Origin of the sequence: Empedobacter stercoris (assembly GCF_020281205.1) — a bacterium.
Taxonomy (GTDB): domain Bacteria; phylum Bacteroidota; class Bacteroidia; order Flavobacteriales; family Weeksellaceae; genus Empedobacter; species Empedobacter stercoris.
On sequence record NZ_JACXZC010000006.1, the window covers coordinates 36989 to 60172 of the forward strand.

Below are 23184 nucleotides of genomic sequence, written 5' to 3' on the forward strand. Positions count from 1 at the left end.
AAATGAAATTGAAATTTACTTTTTTATCATTTGCTTTAGCATTATTTGCACAAGCACAAAAAGCTCCAGCATATTACTCGAGCGTCAATTTTGATAAGACGAAGAATGAAATGAAAGGAGATCTTGCAAAATTGATTTCTGATACTCATAAAAAAGTCATTTCGTATAGTGAACTTAAAACATTGTTAGGAAAAAGTGATGTTGATCCAGAAAATCCTTCAAATTTACTTTTGATATATGGTTCTCAATCTTCAGGGACACATCAAAGAAGTAGATCTAAAAGTGGATCTTGGAATAGAGAGCATGTTTATGCAAAATCTAAGGGTACTCCAAATTTAGGAACTTCAGGACCTGGAGCAGATGGTCATCATTTGCGCCCTGCAGATGTTTCATTAAATAGTACAAGAGGTAGTTTGTTTTTTGATGATGGAGTAGGAGCAATGGCGATGAAAACTAACCGTGGAGGTTGGTATCCAGGAGACGAATGGAAAGGAGATGTAGCTCGTATTCTGATGTATATGTATGCAAGATATAATTCGAGAGCTTTACCTCTTAATATTACATTTGGGCCAAGTACATATTCTTCAGATTTTCCTGATATTTTATTAAAATGGAATGTAGAAGATCCTGTATCTCAATTTGAGATTCAAAGAAATAATGTTGTTGCAAATGTACAAGGAAATAGAAACCCTTTTATTGATAATCCTTATTTGGCGACAGTTATTTGGGGTGGACCTGACGCGCAAAATACTTGGCCAGAATCTTTCGGAGGAGAAGGCGGAGGTGAGCCAGATACAGAAAAACCTACGGTTCCTACAAATTTAGCGTCTACAAATGTAACTTCTTCAAGTGTATCTTTAACTTGGACAGCTTCTACAGATAATGTTGGTGTGAATCGTTATGATGTTTACATGAACAACGAATACAATTCAACAGTTAACTATAACAATGCTACAATTTCTGGTTTAAAAGCTTCTTCTACGTATTCTTTTTATGTTGTTGCAAAAGATTATGCAGGAAATAAATCTGATAACAGTATTGCAATAGAAGTGACAACTCAAGAAACTAACACAGGAGGGGGGTCTGGAGAAGGAACAACTTGTGGAACAGAAGACTTTGAGAATATTCCATCAACAGGAGGTACACCACCTGCATCATCTTACACTGATAGAACTTGGTCTAATAATGGAATTGTGTGGAGTGCTACTAATGCAAGAACAGATAGACAAGTTTATATCGATGGAGATAGTAACAAAGCAATTTGTATAAAAAAAGGAACTTTAACATCTTCTACTATTTCTGGAGGAATAGGTTCTTTATCCGTTAAAACGTATTTACCATTTTCAGATTCTGAAGGTTTTTATACGTTAAAAATTAACGGAGAAGTAAAAGGACAAATTCCTTATTCTAAAAAAGCCAAAACGACTACAATCGAAAACATCAATGTTGAAGGAGATGTTGTCATCGAATTGGTTGATGAAACAACAAATAACCGTGTTTCTTTTGATAACTTGTCTTGGACTTGTTACGAAAAATTAGCAACGGATGATGTGAATATGAATTCAGCGAAATTAGTTATATATCCTAATCCGGTTAAAAATCATGAGTTTATTATCAATGGAGTTGAGAAGAACGAAACGATTCAGATTTATAATCTTAATGGACAATTAGTTCAAACCATTCAACACGTAACTAATAATTCAAAAGTTAAATTGAATAATTTACCTAAAGGAATTTACATCGTGAAAACAAAAAATCAATCCAATAAAATTATTATTAATTAATAATAGTAGCTATTGAATCAAATAAAATAACCAGCTCAATGAGCTGGTTATTTTATTTGATATATACTAAGAAATTAGTTTTTAATTAATTTTTTTGTAACTGTTCCTTGATCAGTTTTGAATTTCAAAATATAAACACCTTTAGGTAAGTTGTTTGTTTCAACACTTCCTTTTTGTCCATCGAATTTAACAGTTTTTGTTGAAACCACTTTACCGGTCATATCTACGATATCTACTTTGATGTCATTTTTGATTGATTTATCCATTATGTAAACCATATCTTTTGCAGGATTCGGATACATTTGTAATGATGATTCTTTTAAGTCACTTGTAGATAAATCACAATTTAATACATCTGCAGGAGGCATGTCAAACGCTTCTGTACCGTCAATTCTACTGAATACACTCCCTTGGCTTGCACTATATCCTAAACCACGATTAGCAAAAGCTTCCCATATTTCACATTTGTTAGCGCCTTCGTATAGTTGTTCATCAGCCATAAGGATAGCATCACGACCGTCTACAAAACCTGGAGAACATGTTTGTAATTTAAGACCTGTCATGACTAATTGTAAAGCCATGTTGTTACCTGCTTTACCATTATATAGGTCAGGAGAGAAGCCATATTTGTCGATTAATTTCCAATTCATATCCCAAATCATAGATGCCCAAACATATCCTGTTCTATGTGGTGAATCGTTATTGCCATATGATTTTAAGAAGCTGTATTTTGCAGGGTTAACCGTCATATCAGTTGAATATGGAGTAGGACGAATTCCGTTTCCATCAACAGATTGACTGGTAGCAAATGTTCCAATACCTCTTTTAGTTGAGCCAGTATCACCTGGTAATTGAGTTAACATTAAGGCAAAGAAATCAGACCAACCTTCACCCATTTGTTCAAGATTACCTAAACAGTTAGAATTTGTTATTGGGCCAGTTAAACGGTTAGAAACACCGTGTCCGTATTCGTGTGCAATGATACCATTATCAAAACTTCCGTCAGCGTAAGGAATGTCTTTGTGTTGTAGACTTGCATTAACAGTTGTTCCGTTTATTAGTTCATTTTTTATTTTGTCTCCATTAATTCTTGTCAATCCAACAACAGGAATTGTAATAGAAGAATCGTTTCCTGTGATTGTAAAGTTTCCTCCAATATTATTGATTATGATAAGTGCTTTTGCACCTGCATTTTGTGCATTTTTAGCTTTTGTAACATAATTACAACTTCCTCCTTTGTAGACAACAGCAATTTTGTCAGCAATTTCAGCAGTATTTATTATGGTGCCACAACCATCAAATTCGTTTCCTTCTGTTTCGCTTTTACGTAATAAAGCTAAGTCTTTAGTTAGGGCTGTAGTAGGTAATTCAGCACCAAATGGCGAAAAGAAAACACTATATTTTCCTGCAATTGTTGAAGGAGAATTGATTGTTAAAGGATCTGTATCTGCATTTGCTGGAGGATTCCACAAATACATTGCCATACGAGGTGATTTACCATCAGCAGGAGTAGCAAAAGTTGCATTGTTTAAAACACCTTCATTAAATCGTGTTTGAGCTAATGCTACTACATCATCATTTCCTGTTGCTCCTTTTCCATAATTATCTTTTTGGAAATTTCCGTTTACTTCAGTAAAACCATAGTTGTAAAGAATGTCATGCATCATATTATTCATATAGAATAAATTAGTTGTAGCTGCTTGCCAGTTTTTAAAAGGATTTAAACTGAAATCTACAGGGAAATCAAAATTTAAAGATTCTCCTGCATCTGCGTAATCATTGTTGTTAATTGTAACTGTATTTGCTATAGAATTGAACGTATTATATGCAGTTGAATTATGATCTCGTACAGCTCGTACATTATTCCCTTCGGTTCTTGTTTTGATTGTTCCATCCGCTACATTATGCCAACCATTTGGAGATGCAGTGGTGTTAGATATAGATAAATTAACAATTGAACGATCACCTCTGTTAGGCGCTTCTATTGGTAATTTGTAGATATTATACTGAGCAGATGCTACATTATTACCATCGTCATATAACCAATCCCAATCTGCTTTATTAAAGTGTGCTAAATTTTCGTTATGAAAGGCTCCATGATCAAAACTACAGCTTAACGTTGTATTGTGTTTATCTATGATTTTGCCATTTTTAGCATCAACAACAACATGTATGACATCGTTCTGTTTTTCGTTAAATAATCGATAAGATAATGTATAACTTAAAATAGCTTCTTTCTGATCATTGATAAAATAAACCAATTCAGAAGTGTCATCTTTTGTAAAATGAACACCAAATTCATCTGAAGATTCGTTCGTAATAAGTTTTAAACCTTCCGATTGTGCAATGTTCTGAAGTACTTGTTGAGATGTAAGTGTTGGAGTAACAGCTGCAGATTTTAATTGAGAATTAAAATTTTCAGAAGCTAAAGCAGAAACAACCTGATTATTTTTTACTAAATAAGTTGTATAACTGTTATAAACAGGAATCCCTTGGAAAGTTCGTTGGGTAAATACTCTTTGAGTTTGATCTTTTTCGTCATTAATCGTTTGTACAAATTTGTACTCGACATTGTTACCCGATCTCTGCAATTGGTAATTATCAATTAATTGTTCAGCATTCTGAGCTTGAGCAGTCATTGATAACAAAAATGCAGAGAAGATAAGAGTAAAATTTTTCTTCATTTGTATAGTGTTATTAATTTCAATAAAGTTATATTATTTTTTAATTAATAACGAAATAATATAAAAAATAAATGAAGAATATAGTATAAACATAAAAAAAGCACCCATATATTGTCTGGATGCTTTATAAAATTCAATATTTATTAATTACTGAAACATATCTTTTACACGTTCAAAAAATGATTTCTCATTCTTAGAAGGCTCTGGTGAGAAATGATCGTCATCTCTCATTTTTTCAAAATACGCTTCTTGATCCTTTGATAAATGAGTTGGTGTCCAAATGTTAACATGAACAAATAAATCACCTTTTCCATAACCGTTAAGATCAGGTAAACCTTGACCTTTTAAGCGTAATACTTTACCAGATTGAGTTCCTTTATCAATTTTGATTTTTACCTTTCCATTAACTGTTGGAATTTCTTTTGAAGCTCCTAAAACAGCGTCAGGAATAGAAACATACAAATCAAAATGTAAGTTGTTTCCATCACGTTTTAATGTGTCGTGTTCTTCTTCTTCGATAACAACTAATAAATCCCCAGGTACACCATCAAAAGGCGCATCGTTACCTTTTCCACGAACTTGCAATTGAATTCCTTCTCTTGCTCCTGCTGGGATTTTCAGGTCAATTGTTTCCTCAACTTTGATTAAACCTTGATTATTTGCTCCTGAAGGAATTTTATCCGCAACTTTTCCAACACCTTGACAAGTAGAACAAGTTGTAGCAGTCTGCATTTGTCCTAAAAATGTGTTCGTAACGCGAACCTGTTGTCCCGAACCACCACAAGATGGACATGTTTTAGATGTAACACCTTCAGCTTGTTTGAAACGTTTAACTTTTACTTTTTTCTCGCAACCGTTTACCATTTCTTCTAAGTTCAATTTTACGCGAATACGCAAATCAGAACCTTTCATTCGACGTGGACCTCGAGATTGACCTCCAAATCCGCCACCGAATCCACCACCTCCAAAGATATCGCCGAAATGAGAGAAAATATCTTCCATGTTCATTCCGCCTCCGCCGAATCCTCCGCCAGCAGCTCCGCCCATTCCAGCATGTCCGAATTGGTCGTAACGTGCACGTTTTTGGTCGTCACTTAAAATTTCGTAAGCTTCTGCAGCTTCTTTAAATTTTTCTTCTGCCTCTTTGTCACCAGGATTTTTGTCAGGGTGATATTTGATGGCAAGTTTACGATAGGCTTTTTTGATAACATCAGCATTTGCCGATTTATCTACGCCTAATATTTCGTAATAATCTCTTTTTGATGACATGTTCTTAATCTAAATTACAATCCAACAACAACTTTTGCGTAGCGAACTACAACATCATTTAATAAATAACCCGTTTCTACAATATCTACAATTTTACCTTTCAACTCTTCTGTTGGAGCAGGTATTTGTGTGATAGCTTCATGTAAATCAGTATTAAAATCGTCTCCAGGATTTACTTCCATTTGTTTCAATCCTTTTCCACGTAAGGTTTCGATTAATTTATTATTGATTAATTCAACACCTTGATGTAAGCTGTCGTCTCCAGATTTTTCAATTTGAGTTAATGCGCGACCGAAATCATCTAAAACAGGTAACAAAGATGTAATCACTTCTTTATTTGCTGTTTTGAAAATATCCATACGCTCACGCGATGTACGTTTTTTGTAATTATCAAACTCAGCAAATAAACGCAAATATTGGTCTTTCTCCTTTGCTAATTGTTCTTTAATAATTTCTAATTCTGACTTTCCAGAAGTTTCTTCTTGTGGCTGTTCTACAGTGTTTTCCGTCTCTTGAACGTTCTCTTGAATGTTTTCATTCTCTAATTCTTCGTGTATATTTTGGTCAGACATATTCTTATTCGTTTTTTTGTTTCTGATAGAATCAAATAGTTTGCCAATGCTCATAGTGTGTCGTTTTGTCAGATTTCAAGTAAAAAAAGAAGCACTTCTGTCGTGAGAAGTGCTTCGGTAAATGTATGAAGTTTTTTTTGAATTGAATTTTGATATTATTTTTAATAATGTCTTTTTCCTGTATAATATATATGATAATTCTTTGGGATTATTTTTAAACCCAGTTTTTTATCATTTTTTCTAATTTCAGAAAGTTGCGCATTTTTATTATATATGATAAATAAACTAACGTTATCAATTAGAATAATATCTAAAATATCAAGATGATCGACAATTTCGTGTTTTTTATGTTCAATTTTATTAGTGATATCTATATAATTAGGATAAACTGTAGTAAGTCCACTTTTTGTATACCATTCTATCTTGTAATTTTCACTCTCAATAGTTTTAAGTATTAAAGTTTTATCTTCATGGAGATTACTACATCCGAAGAATAAACTGAAAATGGTAATAATAAGGGATTTAGGTTTCAATAAATATATTTTTAAAACTTAAAATTAATCTTACCATTAAAGAAACGTCCTGTCAAATAATTTGGCATGGTATAAACTCGGTTAGAATTCACATCGCGAATCCACGAATTACTGATTTCATTTTTAATGTCAAATACATTGAAAACATCTACACCAATCGAAATTTCTTTGAAATTACTCCAAAACGTACCGCTTGATGGTTTTAAGTCTTTTTGATTGATAATTTCTTTTACAAAACCAATGTCCACGCGTTTGTAATCTGTCAACGTTGTTTGGTATTGGTAAGGATCTGCAAATTGAGGAGCTCCGTTCGGTAAACCAGATGCATAAATCAAATTAACATTTACCTTGAAAGATGGTAAAAACTCCATGTAATCTTGGAAAAATGCAGATAATTTGAATCGAGGATCTGTTGGTAATGGAATATTTCCTTTGTCATCTATATTTTGATAAGCACGCGCGTATGAAGCCGAGAACCATGAATCGACTCCTGGAACAAACTGTCCAAATAAACGCATATCAACTCCGTAAGCATAACCTTTTGAGTTATTGTCTGCAGTATAACGAATTCTTACATTGTCCACATAATACGGATTCAAATCATTTAAGATTTTATAATAAACCTCAGATGTTAACTTGAACGGACGATTCATCCACTTGAATTCGTAATCGTTTCCAAGAATAAAATGTATAGATTGTTGTGATTTTACTTTGTCATTTAAACTTCCATCTAAACGACGAATTTCGCGATAGAAGGGAGGTTGATAATAAATACCTGTCGAAAAACGGAACAACATATCTTTTTCCCAATTTGGTTTAATCGCAATTTGTGCGCGAGGCGAAACCGTTGTTTCTTCGTTAAAATCCCAATAAGCTGCTCGAACACCCGCATTGAACAATACTTTTGCATCGTTCCACATGAATTTGCTCGTGTATTGTGTGTAACCAGAAAAACGATTGGTTTTTAAATTATTTTTTGAATTGACATAATAACTTAAATTTAATCCTTGATTAGGGTTCGGATTCACAACATATCCCGTAGAATCTATTGCTTGCCATTCACCTAATAAATCGCGAATGTCTTCTTGTTGAAATTTTGCTCCCCATTCAATATTATTGTTTCCATTGATTTTATATTTTCCCTTGTGTTGAATTCCCGCCACCAACGCATCAAAATTATTTCGTGCATGGTCAATTTGAGAACCAACATCATTGGTTGAGGTTGCTTTACCATCGGCATCAACTTCTGAAATAAAATAAGAACCTTGAATATCAAAATACTCTCTTTCTTTCGAATGGTATGCAAAAACATCTAAACCTAAGTCTAATTTAGAATTCGGTTGATAGGTAAACGATAAACTTCCCGTTTCAGTTGCAAATTTGTCGTCTTCTTTTCCGTTGTAATAAACGGTTAATAACAATGGATTATCTACAGCATTGATATATGTTTCACGTTTTGTAGGAAACATTTCGTAACGCGAACGTGACATGGTTCCTAAAAATGCAACATTCCATTTGTCATTTAATTTATAATTGATATTTGCTTGTACATCGTAATATTCAGGGTTGAAATTGGTGTCACCTTTTAAGGTGTTTAAAATTAAATTTCTATTCTGATAGCGTGCACCAACAATAGCCGAAAGTTTTTTGTCTTTAGAAGCTCCACCTAATGTCAAACTTCCACCCATTAAACTTGCTTCTAATTGTCCTTCAAATTTTTTAGGACGTTTGTAGGTTATATCTAAAACTGATGACATTTTGTCGCCATATTTAGCTTCCCATCCACCAGCGGAAAAGTTGATGAATTCTGTCATTGACGGATTTACAAAGCCTAATCCTTCTTGTTCACCAGCGCGAATAAGTTGAGGTTTATACACTTCTATTCCGTTAATGTAAATTAAGTTTTCGTCATAATTTCCGCCTCGAACCATGTACTGCGAACTCAATTCGGTATTCGAGTTAACGAATGGCAACGTTTTTAATAAATCAGCAACTCCGCCCGTCAAACTTGGTCCTTGTTGCATTTGTGCCGCACTTAAAACGGTGCTTTGCAAAGGTTTGTTTGTATTGGATTGAAATGAAATTGTTGCTTCGCCTAATTGAATCGCATTAGTTTCATCGGGTACTAATTGAACAAATATTTCTTTTCTATTTTTATCCTTTATCGTAAAAGTTTGTGTAAAAGAATGATAACCATTGTTGTTGAATGTTACAATAATCGATTCATTTGACGGAATATCAATTTTAAAATTACCATTTTGATCTGTAAAATAAGATTGATCATTTACGATAATTTCGGCTTCGCTAATCGGTATTCTATTTTCGTCGACAACTTTACCATTAATTTGTGCTGTTTGCGCAAATAAAATTCCACCCAAAAGCGATAAACTTATGGTACTAAGAAATCTTTTTGAATGTTGTAGAGTACGTTGCTGTGTTGTTTTTTTCATCTTTCACGTTTAATTCTAATTGATGGTCGCCAACCGAAATTTGTTCTTTATTCAAATTAATTGTTAATCGTTTAATTTTATGATCATATTCGGCCAATACCCATTTTCCATCTATATAAGCCTTGTAGTCTTTTATTCCAGATTGTGTATCATTTATTGTAAAGCGAATAATACCATTTGCTTGAGTAAATTGACTACCTGATTTGATATTTAACGGAGTAATTGTCGGTTTAGTATTATCGATTAAAATAGAAAAAACACCAAAATCTTTTGGATTTGCAACCAGCTTTCCGTTTTTAAGTGTTGTCGTTAAATAATCTTTTTTCCAAACTCCTCTTTTTTGATACTCACGAACAATGACAGCTTTGTCTAATTGTGCAGTTGGAATCTCAGCTGTTGGTTCAATTACAAGCGTATAAGTTTGATGAATTGGCATATAATAATCGCCAACCCAATGTTTCCCATTCGAGAATTTGTAGCTTAAATCAAAATCTTCGTAGAATATATTTTTTGGAAAAAAGATTTCGATTCCTTGATTTTTGAAATGATTTTCTTTGTTCCATAACATTGGATTTGTTTCAGGAGTTTTTACACTTTCTACAAACGATTTTCCATTGACTATAAATGATTGCGAAGATAAATTACCTGCATAATCAGACACATCAATTTTTACTTTATACGATTTTCCATCTTCAAGTTCTAAAATTCCGTTATTTTTCAAATTAGAATACATTCGCACAGGATTTCCATCTTTCACAAATCCTTGATACACCCAGCTATTATTTTTTTGAATATCGGCATAGTCACACGTACTGTTTATAGCTCGGGCTTCATCAAACGAAAAACGATTTGATGTAAACGTGTAAATTGGTTCATCATTTACATAAATATTGATTTGATGTACACCGTTATTGTTTTCTGCGCCATTGTGCTTGTCGTAAGCTTTTACACCAAATCCAATCGTTCCTGAAGCTGAAATAGTTCCACCATTTGCTACAGCGATACGATTATTTTTTTGATTCACTTCACCATTAATTGGGTAAGCGTATACTCCTAAAATAGAAGGTTTTTTTGTGTCTGGAATATCAAAACCAAAATAAAAGGGGTTGATTGGTTCTTCCGTCTTTGTATCACGAATTTCGAAGTGTAAATGCGGACCGCCAGAACTACCAGAGTTTCCTGAAAGAGCAATCAAATCTCCTGCTTTTACAGGAATTTCATTTGGTTTTGGATGTAATTCAATTTTAAAGGTTTCTTTCGCATATTGTTGTTTACGCACATAAGCTTGTAATTCTGGTGTAAATTCTCTCAAATGTGCATAAACAGAAGTGTATCCATTTGGATGATCGATATAAAGTGCATTTCCGTAGCCTGTTGGCGAAACATTGATACGAGAAATATAACCGTCTCCAATTGCGTTTACTTTTAAACCTTCTCGTTGTTGTGTTTTTATATCAAGTCCAGCATGAAAATGATTGCTACGAAGCTCTCCGAAATTACCTGATAAATAATTGGTGATTTCTAATGGATTCTGAAATATATTTTTGGGATAACTGTCTGCCTTCGGTTGTTCTGCTCGTTGTCCAAAAACAGTAGAACATAGTAATAGGTTTAGTAAAATTGGTTTAATCACGTTCATTTTTTCTATTCAATAATTAACAAATTAGTTAAATGTAAACTAATTCTTCTACAAACATCATTAATCTTTAGAATTTTTAAAAATTATTTAGAGATAATTTTTTCTAAAATTAAGTTTTAAATGTTGTAAATTGTAAAAGTGAATAGGATTAATTAAAAAAATAAGTATGATTTGTATTTTTTATTTTTCGTTATTAGAAGTTTACTGTAAGTGTGGATAAAAACAGATAGATAAAGCAGAATAAGAGAGTAAATATCTATTTGTCAAATGAATAAAAAAAAACTGATAATATTTAGGTTTTTGTATTGATTAGATGTAAAAAAATACTATTTTTGCAATAGAAGCTAGGATAATAGAAATTCTCAGGAGATGGAAAAAATGGTAAAATTTAATGAACTTGAAAACAAGGTTTTAAGTGTTTTAGGCCAACTTGGGAATTATAAAGATATATTGAAAGACGCAGAAAACTCGATTCAAGAATTGGAAAAATTACAAAATGAAATCAATTCTTTGAAAGAGGATAATGCCAGATTAAAAAATAAATTGAGAGATTCGCAAGCGAATAACTTAAATTTAAATGAAGAAGTAAAACGATTAAAAGTCGTTAATGCAATGAGCGGAAATCAGGAGTATAAAAAAATGATGAAGCAAAGAATGAACAAGTTAATCAAAGAAGTCGATACGTGCATCGCTCAAATTAAAACTAATAATTAATAAAAAAGAATGTCAACTCAACGAATTGAGATAAAAATTGCTTCACGTCATTATCCCATGACGATTAATTCTGATGAAGAAGAAATGTTACTTTCTTGTGCAGAAGAAATAAATAGTATTTTGAAACAATTTGAACAAAAGTACGCTGTTTCTGACAAACAAGACGCACTTGCAATGGTGACAATTCAATTAGCTTTACGCGAAGCAAAACTGAAAAAGCAAGTGAAAGATAATGAAGAAATGACAACAGAGCGCATTTCGAAGTTATTAGAATTGATTGATCAGTCAATCGTAAAATAAAAAGAGAAGTTCTGACAGTTATAAAACTGTCCAATAAACAATATTCCTACATTAGTTCTAGCTATTTTGGTTAACTCAACACTAGTTTTGTTACCGAGTGAACACCGTTCGGAAAGCGGGCCGCAACCTTTATAGGTTCATTTATTTGACAGCGGATACTTGACTAACGGACTAACTCAAATCCTGTTTACAGGAGTTAACTCAAAACATACTTTACTAATGTAGGTTTTTTTATATATAAACATTACATAAACTATGGAACCAATGACAATAATTATTGCAATTGTTACATTAATCATAGGTGCGGCGGTAGGATATTTCTTATCAAAAAAATCAGTTGATAAGCAAAATCAAGAACTGATTGATGAAGCTACTCGCAAAGCACAAAATTTGATTAGTGATGCTGAAAAAGATGGAGAAGCGATTAAAAAAGAGAAAATTTTTCAAGCAAAAGAAAAATTTTTAGAATTAAAATCTAAACATGAAGAAGTTGTTAATCAACGCGAAAGAAAAGTAGCTGATGCTGAGCTTAAAGTAAAAGAACGTGAAGAGAGAATCAAAACGGACTTAGCAGATATTCAGAAACAAAAAGATCAGATTAAATCTGAGAAAGGAAATATACAATCACGCACTGAAAAGCTTAACATTAAGCAAAAGGAAGTGGATACTATGCACAAAAAACAAGTAGAAATCCTTGAAAAAATATCAAATTATTCTGCTGATGAAGCTCGTGCTGAATTGATTGAAGTTTTGAAAGATGAAGCGAGAACAAAAGCTCAAGCGCATATTCAAGAAATTATGGAAGATGCTGAGTTAGATGCTAAAAATCAGGCACGTAAGATTGTTATTTCTTCTATTCAACGTATCGGAACGGAACAAGCAATAGAAAATGCAGTGTCTGTATTTAATATAGAATCTGACGAAATCAAAGGACGTATTATTGGTCGTGAAGGTCGTAACATTCGTGCAATAGAAGCTGCAACAGGAGTTGAGGTAATTGTAGACGATACACCAGAAGCGATTATCCTTTCTTGTTTTGATCCTGTTCGACGTGAAATAGCTCGTTTATCTTTGCACCGTTTAGTAACCGATGGTCGTATTCATCCAGCTCGTATCGAAGAAGTTGTTGCAAAAACAACTAAACAAATTGAGGATGAAATCATCGAAGTTGGTAAGAAAACGATCCTTGATTTAGGAATTCATGGTTTACATAAAGATTTGGTTCGTATCGTTGGGCGCATGAAATATCGTTCTTCTTACGGTCAAAACTTGTTACAACACTCTCGTGAGGTTGCAAATTTAGCAGGAACGTTAGCTGCAGAATTAGGGTTAAATCCTAAATTAGCGAAACGTGCAGGTTTGTTACATGATATTGGTAAAGTACCGGAGCAAGAATCAGAATTGCCACACGCTATTTTGGGGATGCAATGGGCAGAGAAATATGGTGAACATCCAGATGTAATTAATGCGATTGGAGCACACCACGACGAAATTGAAATGACATCATTGCTTTCGCCAATTGTACAAGTTGCGGATAGTATCTCTGGAGCTCGCCCAGGTGCGCGTCGTCAAGTTGTAGAGTCGTACATGCAACGTTTAAAAGATTTAGAAGCGACTGCACTTAATTTTGACGGAGTTGAAAAAGCATATGCTATACAAGCCGGGCGTGAATTGCGTGTAATTGTAGAAAGTGATAAAGTTGATGATACAAAAGCTGCTGAATTATCTTTCTTAATTTCAGATAAAATTCAAAACGAAATGACTTATCCAGGTCAAGTTCGTGTAACTGTAATTCGTGAAACTCGTGCAGTGAATATTGCCAGATAAAATTTAGAATTTAATTATATTCTTTTAGGCAAGTCTACTTCAAGGCTTGCCTATTTTTTTGCTGAATTATAGAAAAATAATTAGCAATTTAGTTGTAGTTTCGATAAAAATTATTAAATTATAACGAATAAAAACGTAAAATCAACTAACTGTAAATCAATTAATTAACAACTTGTTGATAATCTTTTTAATTTTTAAGATCACAAAATTTTTAATTGTAAAATCTTATCTTAATTTTGAAAAAATCAATGAGTAACTGAAACGAAAATGTAACCCTATTGAGGTTCAAATTTCTAAAAAAGATTAAACGACTAACTTTGTTTTTTTTTAATGAAATAAATCGTTTTTTACTGAAGTTTATTAATCTAAAAAAAGTCTAAAAACTATGTCTATTTTTGATAAAAGGGTAAACTATAAACCGTTTGAGTATCCTGAAATTTTAACATTCACTGAGGCAATCCAAAAAGCATATTGGGTGCATGGAGAAGTTGATTTTACTTCGGATATCCAAGATTATCACGCCAACTTAGATGATGTGAAACGTGAAATTCACAAACGTTCTATCTTATCTATTGCACAAGTTGAAGTAACGGTAAAAGGTTTTTGGGGAGATTTATACCATTATTTTCCAAAACCAGAATTAAATGGGTTAGGCGCTACTTTTGCAGAATGTGAATTCAGACATAGTGAAGCATATTCTCGTATTTTGGAAGTAAATGGATATTTGGATGAGTTTAATGTTGCATTACAAAATCCTATTTTCAAAAGTTATAATACGTTCGTTGGCGAAATTATGCGAGACGAAAGTAAATCAATCGTAGAGAAATTATTATTCTTTGCATTGGTTATCGAAGATAGTTCACTATTCTCGAAATTTGCAAATATCTTAGCGTTTACACGTTTTGATGGTTTAATGAAAAATACAGCAAATATTATTGCTTGGACATCTACAGATGAACAAATTCATGCAAATGCTGGTATTTATTTGATTAATAAAATTCGTGAAGAAGGTTTGTTACCAGAAGAATTAGATCAAAACTGGGTAGAAACTGCAGTTCGTGGTTATATTGATCAAGAAGAAATGATGTTAGATTGGATTTTCGAAAAAGGAGAATTCGGTTATTACTCAAAAACAGATTTATTAAATTACATGAAATATCGTATAGACGAAGCTGTTGCGAAAATTGGTTACAAAAAAATATATCATATTTCACAAGAACAATACAAACCAATGGCTTGGTTCGAAGAAGAAGTTTTTGCAAGTAGTTTAGACGATTTCTTTGCAAAACGACCTGTAGATTATACAAAACACGATAAGAGTATATCAGCAGAGGATTTATTTTAACCAAAAGAATCATTCATCAAAACACAACTATAAATAAAATTATTTCATATAATATCATAATAAAATCTAAAACTATGGATAATCCGATACCGCACGACGACCTTCAAAATATATTTTCTGACGGAGAAGCACCAAAATTATGGTGGAAAAACTCCGAATCTGAACAGATTTTGAATAGAGGTTATTTGTTGAAAGGCGAAACAGTCGAAGGAGCAATAGATCGTATTACAGCAGCAGCTGCGAAACGTTTATACAAACCTGAACTTCAAGAGTCTTTTAAAGAAATGATTGAAAGAGGTTGGATGAGTTTATCATCTCCAATTTGGGCAAATATGGGAACGGAGCGTGGTTTACCAATTTCTTGTTTCAATGTTCATATTCCTGATAGTATCGAAGGTATTACGCATAAATTAGGTGAAGTAATCATGCAAACAAAGATCGGTGGTGGAACTTCTGGTTATTTCGGAGAATTACGCGAGCGGGGTGCAGCAATCACAGATAACGGAAAGAGTAGTGGTGCAGTTTCATTTATGGAATTGTTCAATTCTGCAATGAACGTTGTTTCGCAAGGTTCTACACGTCGTGGTGCATTTGCAGCTTATTTGGATATCGATCATGATGATATTGAAGAATTCTTAAAAATTAAATCGATAGGGAGTCCTATTCAGAATTTATTTTATGGTGTTTGTGTGCCAGATTATTGGATGCAAGAAATGATTGATGGAGATGTTGAAAAACGTCAAATTTGGGCGAAAGTTTTAGAATCTCGTCAAGAAAAAGGATTACCTTATCTTTTCTTTACAGATAACGTTAATAAAAATAAACCGCAGGTTTACAAAGATTTAGGAATGTCAATTAATGCGTCTAATCTTTGCTCAGAAATTATGTTGCCTTCTTCTGTGGACGAATCATTTATTTGCTGTTTATCTTCTATGAACTTAGAGTTATACGACGAATGGAAAGATACAGAAGCGGTTCGTTTAGCCATCTTTTTCTTAGATGCTGTATTGCAAGAATTCATCGAAAAAACAGAAGGAAATTATTATTTAGCTTCAGCGAATCGATTTGCAAAACGTCACAGAGCTTTAGGTTTAGGTGTGTTAGGATGGCATTCTTATTTACAACGCAATATGATTCCTTTCGAAGGAATGGAGGCAAAATTGCGTACTACAGAAATATTCAAACATATACAATCAAAAGCTGATAAAGCTTCAGAAGAATTAGCACGTATTTATGGAGAACCAGAAGTATTGAAAGGTTATGGACGTCGTAATACAACGACATGTGCAATTGCACCAACAACTTCTTCTTCTGCAATTTTAGGACAAACATCTCCAGGAATTGAACCGTTTGCGTCTAATTATTACAAAGCTGGTTTATCGAAAGGGAACTTTATGCGTAAAAATAAATATTTAACAAAATTATTACGCGAAAAAGGAATCGATAACGAAGATATTTGGCGTGAAATCATGCTAAATGGAGGTTCGGTACAGCATTTAGATCAATTGACAAAAGAGGAAAAAGATGTATTCAAAACATTCAAAGAAATTTCTCAATTAGAAATTGTTCAGCAAGCAGCAATTCGCCAAAAATACATCGATCAATCGCAATCCTTAAATCTTAACATTCCGCCAGATTTACCTGTAAAAGAAGTCAACCGTTTAATGATTGAAGCTTGGCAATTAGGCGTAAAAACATTGTATTATCAACGCTCTCAATCTGTTTCAAAAGAATTAGTAGCCAACTTAGTTTCTTGTTCTTCTTGCGAGGCTTAATAAATAAAATAGTAAAATAGAATACATAAATCCGCTCAAAGAGCGGATTTTTTTAGTTTATTTAATCAAAAAGTTGAGTTAAAATGAAATTTTATGAGGATTGATTTATTTTATTATCGTAATATTACGATACGAAATTAATCTATGGGAACTACAAAATCAGAAATATTTACAGACGAACAAAATAGATTAGCACTCATGTTCAAAGTATTTGGAAATCCGGCACGTATTGCTATTTTACAATACATTATCAATCAGAAAGCGTGTATTTGCAATGATTTGGTTGATGAATTAGGCTTGGCACAAGCAACGATTTCTCAGCATTTAAAGGAGCTTAAAACACTTGGAATTATTCAAGGAACTATCGAAGGAAAGTCTGTTTGCTATTGTATCGATGAAAAAGTTTGGAATGATGTTCAAAACGATTTGAATGCATTTTTTAAACAAGATGTTCACATTAAACAATGCTGTTAAGACTTTTTTATATTAATTATCATCGTAATATTACGATAATGGTAAAAGTAAATGAATATTAATCATAACAAGTCAAATTATAAATAATAAGCTATGACACTTGAACAAATTAAAGAAATTCTACCAACATTAGAGAATGTTGAATTTCAATTAGAAAATGGGACTTTTGTTCCCGAACACTTTCACGTAACAGAAGTTGGTCAAATTACAAAAAACTTTATCGATTGTGGCGGAACCATTCGTAACGAAAAAGTAGTTAACTTTCAGTTATGGAATGCAGATGATTACGAACATCGTCTAAAACCAGGTAAACTGTTAAACATCATCAAACTATCCGAGGAAAAACTTGGGATCGAAGATGCTGAAATTGAAGTAGAGTATCAAGCCGAAACGATTGGAAAATTTGATTTAGATTTTAACGGAAAATCTTTTGTTTTAAAAAACAAAACAACGGCATGTTTAGCCGAAGATGCGTGTGGAATTCCTAGCCAAAAACAAAAAGTGAATTTGTCGGAACTAAACAATACTTGTTGTACACCTAATTCGGGTTGTTGCTAAGAATGTAAAATAAATCAATAAAAATCAACGAAATGGAGGGTATTTTTGATGTTATAGTTATTGGTGGCGGTCAAAGTGCATTGGCGTGTGGCTATTATCTACGACGTGCAAAATTGAATTATCTTATTTTAGATAAACAAAATACTCCTGGAGGCGCTTGGCTTCATGCTTGGGATAGTTTAACGCTTTTTTCTCCAGCAGATTACAGCTCGTTGCCTGGATGGATAATGCCAAAAACAGAACATAAATTTCCACCGAAACAACAGGTTATAGATTATTTAGAACAGTACGAAAAGCATTATCAACTTCATATCAAACGGAATAGTGAAGTTATTGAAATTAAAAAAGTTGATGGTATTTTTTACGTTCATACGCGCCAAAGTTTCTTTAAAACCAAAGCTGTTATTTCTGCAACTGGAACGTGGGGGAATCCTTTTATTCCCCATACAAAAGGAATAGAAAAATACAAGGGAATTCAAATTCATTCTAGTAACTATAAAAATCCAGAGAAATTTAACGGCTTAAAAACCCTAGTTGTTGGAGAAGGTAATTCAGGTGCTCAAATTGTCGCTGAAGTTTCAAAAATTACATCAGTAAAATGGGCAACAAAAAAAGCTCCTGATTTTTTACCAGATGAAGTAGATGGATATTATCTTTTTAAAGTAGCTAATGCAAAATATAAAGCAGAATTAGAGGGCAAAGTTTTTGACGCTTCACAGTACAGTTTAGGTAGTATTGTAATGGTTCCACCTGTAAAAGAAGCTCGTGAAAGAGGAGCTTTAATTTCCAATGGCTCATTCCTCGAATTATACGAAAAAGGAGTGATTTGGAATGATGGCAATCAAGAAGAATTTGATGCTATTATTTGGTGCACAGGCTTTGGTTACGATACTTCTTTCCTAAAATCCTTAGTAAAAACAGATGAGAAAGGAGCGGCTAAAACCAATGAAACCAAATCTTTAGAAGTTGAAGGCTTGTGGTTTGTTGGGTATGGGAATTGGTCGGGTTACGCTTCCGCAACGTTAATAGGTGTGAACAGGACTGCAAAACAAACAGTTATAGAAATTGAAGATTTTTTGTCTAAGCATTTTGAAATCAATTAGAAATATGTACCCAGCGATAAAAAAAACAGTAGAAAGTTTTCATTTATTAAAAATTAACGAAGACCGAAAAATTCTACTAGAGCCATTGATAGATTTTATTCAAAATAAAATAAATGAAAAACAGCAAATAAATCTTAATTTCATTTGCACCCACAATTCGCGTAGAAGTCATTTTGCACAAATTTGGGCTCAAGTTGCAGCCGCACATTTTAATATATCCAATGTAAATTGTTATTCGGGTGGTACAGAAGAAACGGCTTTATTTCCAAAAATCGCAGAAACATTAAGTCAGCAAGGTTTTCAAATTCTAAAAATAGCGGAAAGTAACAATCCAATTTATGCTATTAAGTTTGGCGAAAATGCGCTGCCTATTATTGGTTTTTCTAAAAAGTATGATAGTCCTTACAATCCAGTTTCAAAATTTGCAGCCATTCTGACTTGTTCACAAGCAGACGAAGGATGCCCTTTTATAGCAGGTGCAGAAAGAAGAATTCCGATAACTTTTGAAGACCCTAAAATTGCAGATAACACTCCAGAACAAGATAAAGTTTACACAGAACGAAGTTGGCAAATCGCCACAGAAATGTTTTATGTCTTTTCAAAAATCAATAAATAAAAATGCAACCAAAATTAAAATTCTTAGACCGATACCTTACTCTCTGGATATTCCTTGCAATGGCATTAGGAATTGGTTTAGGCGTTATTTTTCCGAATAGTTCAAATTTTACCAATGCTTTATCCGTAGGCACAACAAATATTCCGTTAGCAATTGGACTTATTTTAATGATGTATCCGCCTTTAGCAAAAGTCGATTATTCTTTGCTTCCAACTGCATTTAAGGACAAAAAAGTGATTGGGATATCCTTGTTACTCAATTGGATTATTGGGCCAATCTTGATGTTTGTTTTGGCAATTATTTTCTTACAAAACGAACCTGATTATATGATTGGTTTAATTCTGATAGGATTAGCAAGATGTATCGCAATGGTTATTGTTTGGAGTGATCTGGCCAAAGCAAATAGAGAATACACAGCGATGTTGGTAGCATTAAACTCTATTTTTCAAGTATTATCGTACAGTTTTTTCGTATGGCTTTTTATCAATGTGTTACCAAACAAATTAGGATTAGCCACCTTTAATGTCAGCGTTTCTATGAAAGACGTTACAGAAAGTGTTGTCATATATTTAGGAATTCCATTTTTAGCAGGCTTTTTAAGTCGCTATTTTTTAATGAAATTTAAAGGTAAAGAATGGTATCATCACAAATTTATTCCTGCTATTTCTCCAATAACATTATATGCATTATTATTTACAATTGTATTAATGTTTAGTTTAAAAGGAGATCAAATTTTAGAATTACCAATGGATGTTTTAAAAATTGCAATACCTTTAATTATCTACTTTGTATTGATGTTTTTTGTGAGTTTCTTTCTTAATAAATCTGTAAAGATTCCTTATGATAAAAACGCATCTATCGCATTTACAGCCACTGGTAATAATTTCGAGTTAGCTATTGCTGTTTCTATTGCTGTTTTTGGACTTCATTCTCCTCAAGCATTTGTTGGTGTTATTGGTCCTTTGGTAGAAGTTCCTGTTTTGATTCTATTGGTAAAAGCAAGTTTATGGTTGAAAAAGAAATATTATCCATAAAAAAAGACACGAAATTTAATTTCGTGTCTTTTAAGTTTTATCCGTGAATTGCTTCTTTATTTCCATAAGATTGAATCAATTTTCCTTCGAAATCCAACCATTCTTTCCAACGTTTATCTACATCAACATCGGTTGATAATTTTCGTGCAAAATTTAAGAAAGTGGTGTAATGATTAGCTTCCGAAACCATCAAATCGTAATAAAATGTAGCTAATTCTTCGTCGTTAATATTTTGAGATAATACTCTAAAACGTTCACAACTTCTGGCTTCAATCATCGCTGCAAATAACAAACGATCGACAAATGCCATGTTACGAGAACCATCTTTTTTACAAAATTTCATCAATTGTCCTACATAATCATCTTTTCGTTCGCGACCTAATGTATAACCACGACGTTCGATAATTTCTACAACCATTTTGAAATGTTGCATTTCTTCGATTGCAATATCAGACATTTCTTGAATAAATTCATCATGTTCAGAATTGTAAGCAATCATGGTAATCGCATTTGTGGCTGCTTTTTGCTCGCACCACGCATGATCCGTTAAGATTTCTTCTAAATTTCTTTCCGCAATATCAGCCCAACGTGGGTCTGTTAAAAGTTTTAATCCAAGCATTTTCGAAAAATTAAACTACAAAAATACAAATTATAATTAGGATAAAAGAACCGAAACTTTTAACCAAAATAATTAGATTGAGTTAAAATAATCAGTTGATTAAACGATTTTTTTCTCAATCATTTCGATCATTACATCAGAAGCATGTTTAAAAGTAGGTGCTTGTTCTGTCAAACTTGCAGCATTTTTTTTGTTTACTTTAAAGATGATATCTTTTTCAGTGGTGAACAATAATGCATTCGTGAATGGATTTTTGATGTACGAGCTCAAAATTAAAAACGTTTGTTCGATGCTGTGATATTGTTCCACTTCTTCCCTTTTGTAACGAAACGTAAAAGCAAAATTATACGTATTGTCTTCCAAAAGATGTAATCGCACAAAAATGTTCTTCAAATCAGTGTCTCCAATGGTTTTGGCCATCGTAAGTTTAGCAAAAGTTCCTTGGTTGATACTTGATTTCACCTCTTCGTAAAATTCTGTAAATACAGCTTGATAAGACATTTTTTATATAATTTTTTGAAGGACAAATTTACATTAAAATATATCAAATCGTTGACGGATTAATTAATATTCCAAATCAGCATCAGAAAGCTTAATTTTGTTGGATGAAAAAACTTTTAATCATTGGTCAAGTTTGGCCAGAGCCAACTTCTTCTGCGGCTGGAACTCGAATGATTCAGTTAATAGATTGTTTTCTAAAAACAGAAGTTGAAATTACATTTGCTTGCGCTGCTTCAAAATCAGATTTTAGTTTTGATTTGATTTCGAAAGGAATTAAAGAAGTTGAAATACAATTAAATGATGAAAGTTTTGATGATTTTGTGCGAGAACTTTCTCCAGAAATTGTTGTCTTTGATCGCTTTATGATCGAGGAGCAATATGGTTGGCGTGTCGCTAAAGAATGTCCAAATGCTTTGAAAATATTGGATACAGAAGATCTACATTTTCTTCGAAATGCGAGACAGGAAGCAATTAAAAAAGGTGTTGAATTTACATCTGAATTATTATTTTCCGATTTAGCAAAGCGAGAAATAGCTTCAATTTTACGTTGTGATCTATCCTTGATTATATCAAAAAAAGAGCTTGAGATTCTTCAAAATCAATTTAAAATTGATCATACTGTATTGTACTATCTTCCATTTTTAGAAGAAGAAATTACTGAGTCAAAAGTTAGTTTGTGGAAGAATTTTGAGCAGAGAACAAATTTTATGTTCATCGGAAATTTTATTCACGAACCGAATTATAATTGTGTGCAAACCTTAAAAAAAGAGATTTGGCCTATATTAAGAAAGAAACTTCCAAAAGCCGAATTGCACATTTACGGCGCTTATGTGTCGCAAAAAGTTTTGCAATTGCATAATCCGAAAGAACGATTTTTTATAAAAGGACGTGCAGAAAATGCGCAAGATACAATGTCTACTTACAAAGTTTTGTTAGCGCCGATTAATTTTGGAGCAGGTGTAAAGGGGAAATTTGTGGATGCAATGCAAACGGGAACACCTTCTGTTACGACAACAATTGGAGCAGAAGCAATGAAAGGAGATTTTGCTTGGAATGGTTATGTGGTAGATGATGTAGAATCTTTTGTGGAAAAAGCAACGTTGCTTTACACGAATGAAAATGAATGGACAACTGCACAACAAAATGGAAAGCTAATTCTGAACGAAAATTACAATAAGAATAAGTTTGAAGCTGATTTTTCAAATAAAATCAAATCTATAGAAGCTAATCTAATCTCGCATCGAAATCAGAATTTTATGGGACAGATTTTACAACATCACAACAATCAAAGTACAAAATACATGTCGCTTTGGATAGAGCAGAAAAATAAAAATAGTTTGAAATAAATTAAAGAAGTTTCAAGAATAATTATTGACATCTGATTGAT

Annotated in this window: 20 protein-coding genes; 12 read left to right on the plus strand and 8 right to left on the minus strand. The window is 32.8% G+C overall.

The genetic code is table 11. The features are described from left to right. Positions 1 to 2: 2 nt before the first annotated feature. The gene (locus IF125_RS04430; protein WP_225541659.1) at positions 3 to 1784 is read left to right on the plus strand and encodes an endonuclease; all 1782 of its coding nucleotides are present in this window, start codon (positions 3 to 5) and stop codon (positions 1782 to 1784) included. A 74-nt stretch (positions 1785 to 1858) separates the two neighbouring features. Here IF125_RS04430 and IF125_RS04435 read toward each other — a convergent pair whose 3' ends face one another. From IF125_RS04435 to IF125_RS04460, 6 genes are all read right to left on the minus strand, one after another. Further along, positions 1859 to 4468: a T9SS-dependent M36 family metallopeptidase gene (locus IF125_RS04435; protein ID WP_225541660.1), complete on the minus strand. Its 2610-nt coding sequence runs from the start codon at positions 4466 to 4468 to the stop codon at positions 1859 to 1861. A 147-nt stretch (positions 4469 to 4615) separates the two neighbouring features. Next, positions 4616 to 5737, minus strand: coding sequence for a molecular chaperone DnaJ (dnaJ, locus tag IF125_RS04440; RefSeq protein ID WP_171622021.1), 1122 nt, complete (start codon positions 5735 to 5737; stop codon positions 4616 to 4618). Between the two features lie 14 nt (positions 5738 to 5751). After that, positions 5752 to 6363: a nucleotide exchange factor GrpE gene (locus IF125_RS04445; protein ID WP_171622020.1), complete on the minus strand. Its 612-nt coding sequence runs from the start codon at positions 6361 to 6363 to the stop codon at positions 5752 to 5754. A gap of 107 nt (positions 6364 to 6470) precedes the next feature. Continuing rightward, positions 6471 to 6842, minus strand: a complete 372-nt coding sequence (locus IF125_RS04450; RefSeq protein WP_225541661.1) for a hypothetical protein — start codon at positions 6840 to 6842, stop codon at positions 6471 to 6473. A gap of 11 nt (positions 6843 to 6853) precedes the next feature. Further along, on the minus strand, positions 6854 to 9292 hold the full coding sequence (locus tag IF125_RS04455) for a TonB-dependent receptor (protein ID WP_225541662.1): 2439 nt from the start codon (positions 9290 to 9292) through the stop codon (positions 6854 to 6856). After that, positions 9240 to 10931: a M23 family metallopeptidase gene (locus IF125_RS04460; protein ID WP_225541663.1), complete on the minus strand. Its 1692-nt coding sequence runs from the start codon at positions 10929 to 10931 to the stop codon at positions 9240 to 9242. Before IF125_RS04460 ends, IF125_RS04455 begins: the two co-directional genes overlap by 53 nt. 369 nt (positions 10932 to 11300) lie before the next feature. On the opposite strand from IF125_RS04460, the gene IF125_RS04465 reads away from it, so the two are divergent. The 10 genes from IF125_RS04465 to arsB all read left to right on the plus strand — a co-directional run bounded on the left by IF125_RS04465 (position 11301) and on the right by arsB (position 20677). Beyond that, entirely contained in the window at positions 11301 to 11645 is a 345-nt protein-coding gene (locus tag IF125_RS04465) for a hypothetical protein (RefSeq protein WP_225541664.1), read from the plus strand. Between the two features lie 9 nt (positions 11646 to 11654). After that, positions 11655 to 11945: a cell division protein ZapA gene (locus IF125_RS04470; protein WP_171622015.1), complete on the plus strand. Its 291-nt coding sequence runs from the start codon at positions 11655 to 11657 to the stop codon at positions 11943 to 11945. A 255-nt stretch (positions 11946 to 12200) separates the two neighbouring features. Further along, on the plus strand, positions 12201 to 13772 hold the full coding sequence (rny, locus tag IF125_RS04475; RefSeq protein ID WP_171622014.1) for a ribonuclease Y: 1572 nt from the start codon (positions 12201 to 12203) through the stop codon (positions 13770 to 13772). A gap of 385 nt (positions 13773 to 14157) precedes the next feature. Continuing rightward, positions 14158 to 15117, plus strand: coding sequence for a ribonucleotide-diphosphate reductase subunit beta (locus IF125_RS04480; RefSeq protein WP_225541665.1), 960 nt, complete (start codon positions 14158 to 14160; stop codon positions 15115 to 15117). Positions 15118 to 15191: 74 nt separating this feature from the next. Next, the gene (locus tag IF125_RS04485; RefSeq protein ID WP_171622012.1) at positions 15192 to 16892 is read left to right on the plus strand and encodes a ribonucleoside-diphosphate reductase subunit alpha; all 1701 of its coding nucleotides are present in this window, start codon (positions 15192 to 15194) and stop codon (positions 16890 to 16892) included. Between the two features lie 144 nt (positions 16893 to 17036). Then, positions 17037 to 17366 (plus strand): ArsR/SmtB family transcription factor, encoded by a 330-nt coding sequence (locus IF125_RS04490; RefSeq protein WP_225541666.1) that lies wholly within the window; start codon positions 17037 to 17039, stop codon positions 17364 to 17366. 93 nt (positions 17367 to 17459) lie between these two features. After that, the gene (locus IF125_RS04495; RefSeq protein ID WP_225541667.1) at positions 17460 to 17924 is read left to right on the plus strand and encodes a DUF6428 family protein; all 465 of its coding nucleotides are present in this window, start codon (positions 17460 to 17462) and stop codon (positions 17922 to 17924) included. Between the two features lie 32 nt (positions 17925 to 17956). Next, on the plus strand, positions 17957 to 19027 hold the full coding sequence (locus IF125_RS04500) for an ArsO family NAD(P)H-dependent flavin-containing monooxygenase (protein WP_225541668.1): 1071 nt from the start codon (positions 17957 to 17959) through the stop codon (positions 19025 to 19027). A gap of 4 nt (positions 19028 to 19031) precedes the next feature. Further along, a complete protein-coding gene (locus IF125_RS04505; protein WP_225541669.1) occupies positions 19032 to 19643 on the plus strand; it encodes a low molecular weight phosphatase family protein in 612 nt (203 codons plus the stop codon). 2 nt (positions 19644 to 19645) lie between these two features. Next, on the plus strand, positions 19646 to 20677 hold the full coding sequence (gene arsB, locus IF125_RS04510) for an ACR3 family arsenite efflux transporter (protein ID WP_225541670.1): 1032 nt from the start codon (positions 19646 to 19648) through the stop codon (positions 20675 to 20677). A 37-nt stretch (positions 20678 to 20714) separates the two neighbouring features. Here the strand turns inward: arsB and miaE are convergent, their stop codons facing one another. After that, positions 20715 to 21296: a tRNA-(ms[2]io[6]A)-hydroxylase gene (gene miaE, locus IF125_RS04515; protein ID WP_171622006.1), complete on the minus strand. Its 582-nt coding sequence runs from the start codon at positions 21294 to 21296 to the stop codon at positions 20715 to 20717. Positions 21297 to 21395: 99 nt separating this feature from the next. Further along, positions 21396 to 21797 carry a hypothetical protein gene (locus tag IF125_RS04520; protein WP_225541671.1) on the minus strand — a complete coding sequence of 134 codons (402 nt, stop codon included), beginning with the start codon at positions 21795 to 21797 and terminating at the stop codon, positions 21396 to 21398. Positions 21798 to 21901: 104 nt separating this feature from the next. Between IF125_RS04520 and IF125_RS04525 the strand changes: the two genes are divergently transcribed. Further along, positions 21902 to 23143 carry a glycosyltransferase gene (locus tag IF125_RS04525; RefSeq protein WP_171622004.1) on the plus strand — a complete coding sequence of 414 codons (1242 nt, stop codon included), beginning with the start codon at positions 21902 to 21904 and terminating at the stop codon, positions 23141 to 23143. Positions 23144 to 23184 lie beyond the last annotated feature (41 nt).

Excerpts from the sequence above, each read along its gene's own strand:
- IF125_RS04485 (WP_171622012.1), top strand. The coding sequence starts at position 15,192 with ATGGATAATCCGATACCGCACGACGACCTTCAAAATATATTTTCTGAC.
- IF125_RS04525 (WP_171622004.1), top strand. The coding sequence starts at position 21,902 with ATGAAAAAACTTTTAATCATTGGTCAAGTTTGGCCAGAGCCAACTTCT.
- IF125_RS04480 (WP_225541665.1), top strand. The coding sequence starts at position 14,158 with ATGTCTATTTTTGATAAAAGGGTAAACTATAAACCGTTTGAGTATCCT.
- IF125_RS04470 (WP_171622015.1), top strand. The coding sequence starts at position 11,655 with ATGTCAACTCAACGAATTGAGATAAAAATTGCTTCACGTCATTATCCC.
- dnaJ (WP_171622021.1), bottom strand. The coding sequence starts at position 5,737 with ATGTCATCAAAAAGAGATTATTACGAAATATTAGGCGTAGATAAATCG.
- IF125_RS04505 (WP_225541669.1), top strand. The coding sequence starts at position 19,032 with ATGTACCCAGCGATAAAAAAAACAGTAGAAAGTTTTCATTTATTAAAA.
- IF125_RS04435 (WP_225541660.1), bottom strand. The coding sequence starts at position 4,468 with ATGAAGAAAAATTTTACTCTTATCTTCTCTGCATTTTTGTTATCAATG.
- IF125_RS04490 (WP_225541666.1), top strand. The coding sequence starts at position 17,037 with ATGGGAACTACAAAATCAGAAATATTTACAGACGAACAAAATAGATTA.
- miaE (WP_171622006.1), bottom strand. The coding sequence starts at position 21,296 with ATGCTTGGATTAAAACTTTTAACAGACCCACGTTGGGCTGATATTGCG.
- IF125_RS04430 (WP_225541659.1), top strand. The coding sequence starts at position 3 with ATGAAATTGAAATTTACTTTTTTATCATTTGCTTTAGCATTATTTGCA.
- IF125_RS04495 (WP_225541667.1), top strand. The coding sequence starts at position 17,460 with ATGACACTTGAACAAATTAAAGAAATTCTACCAACATTAGAGAATGTT.
- IF125_RS04445 (WP_171622020.1), bottom strand. The coding sequence starts at position 6,363 with ATGAGCATTGGCAAACTATTTGATTCTATCAGAAACAAAAAAACGAAT.
- IF125_RS04500 (WP_225541668.1), top strand. The coding sequence starts at position 17,957 with ATGGAGGGTATTTTTGATGTTATAGTTATTGGTGGCGGTCAAAGTGCA.
- IF125_RS04460 (WP_225541663.1), bottom strand. The coding sequence starts at position 10,931 with ATGAACGTGATTAAACCAATTTTACTAAACCTATTACTATGTTCTACT.
- arsB (WP_225541670.1), top strand. The coding sequence starts at position 19,646 with ATGCAACCAAAATTAAAATTCTTAGACCGATACCTTACTCTCTGGATA.
- rny (WP_171622014.1), top strand. The coding sequence starts at position 12,201 with ATGGAACCAATGACAATAATTATTGCAATTGTTACATTAATCATAGGT.
- IF125_RS04520 (WP_225541671.1), bottom strand. The coding sequence starts at position 21,797 with ATGTCTTATCAAGCTGTATTTACAGAATTTTACGAAGAGGTGAAATCA.
- IF125_RS04455 (WP_225541662.1), bottom strand. The coding sequence starts at position 9,292 with ATGAAAAAAACAACACAGCAACGTACTCTACAACATTCAAAAAGATTT.
- IF125_RS04465 (WP_225541664.1), top strand. The coding sequence starts at position 11,301 with ATGGAAAAAATGGTAAAATTTAATGAACTTGAAAACAAGGTTTTAAGT.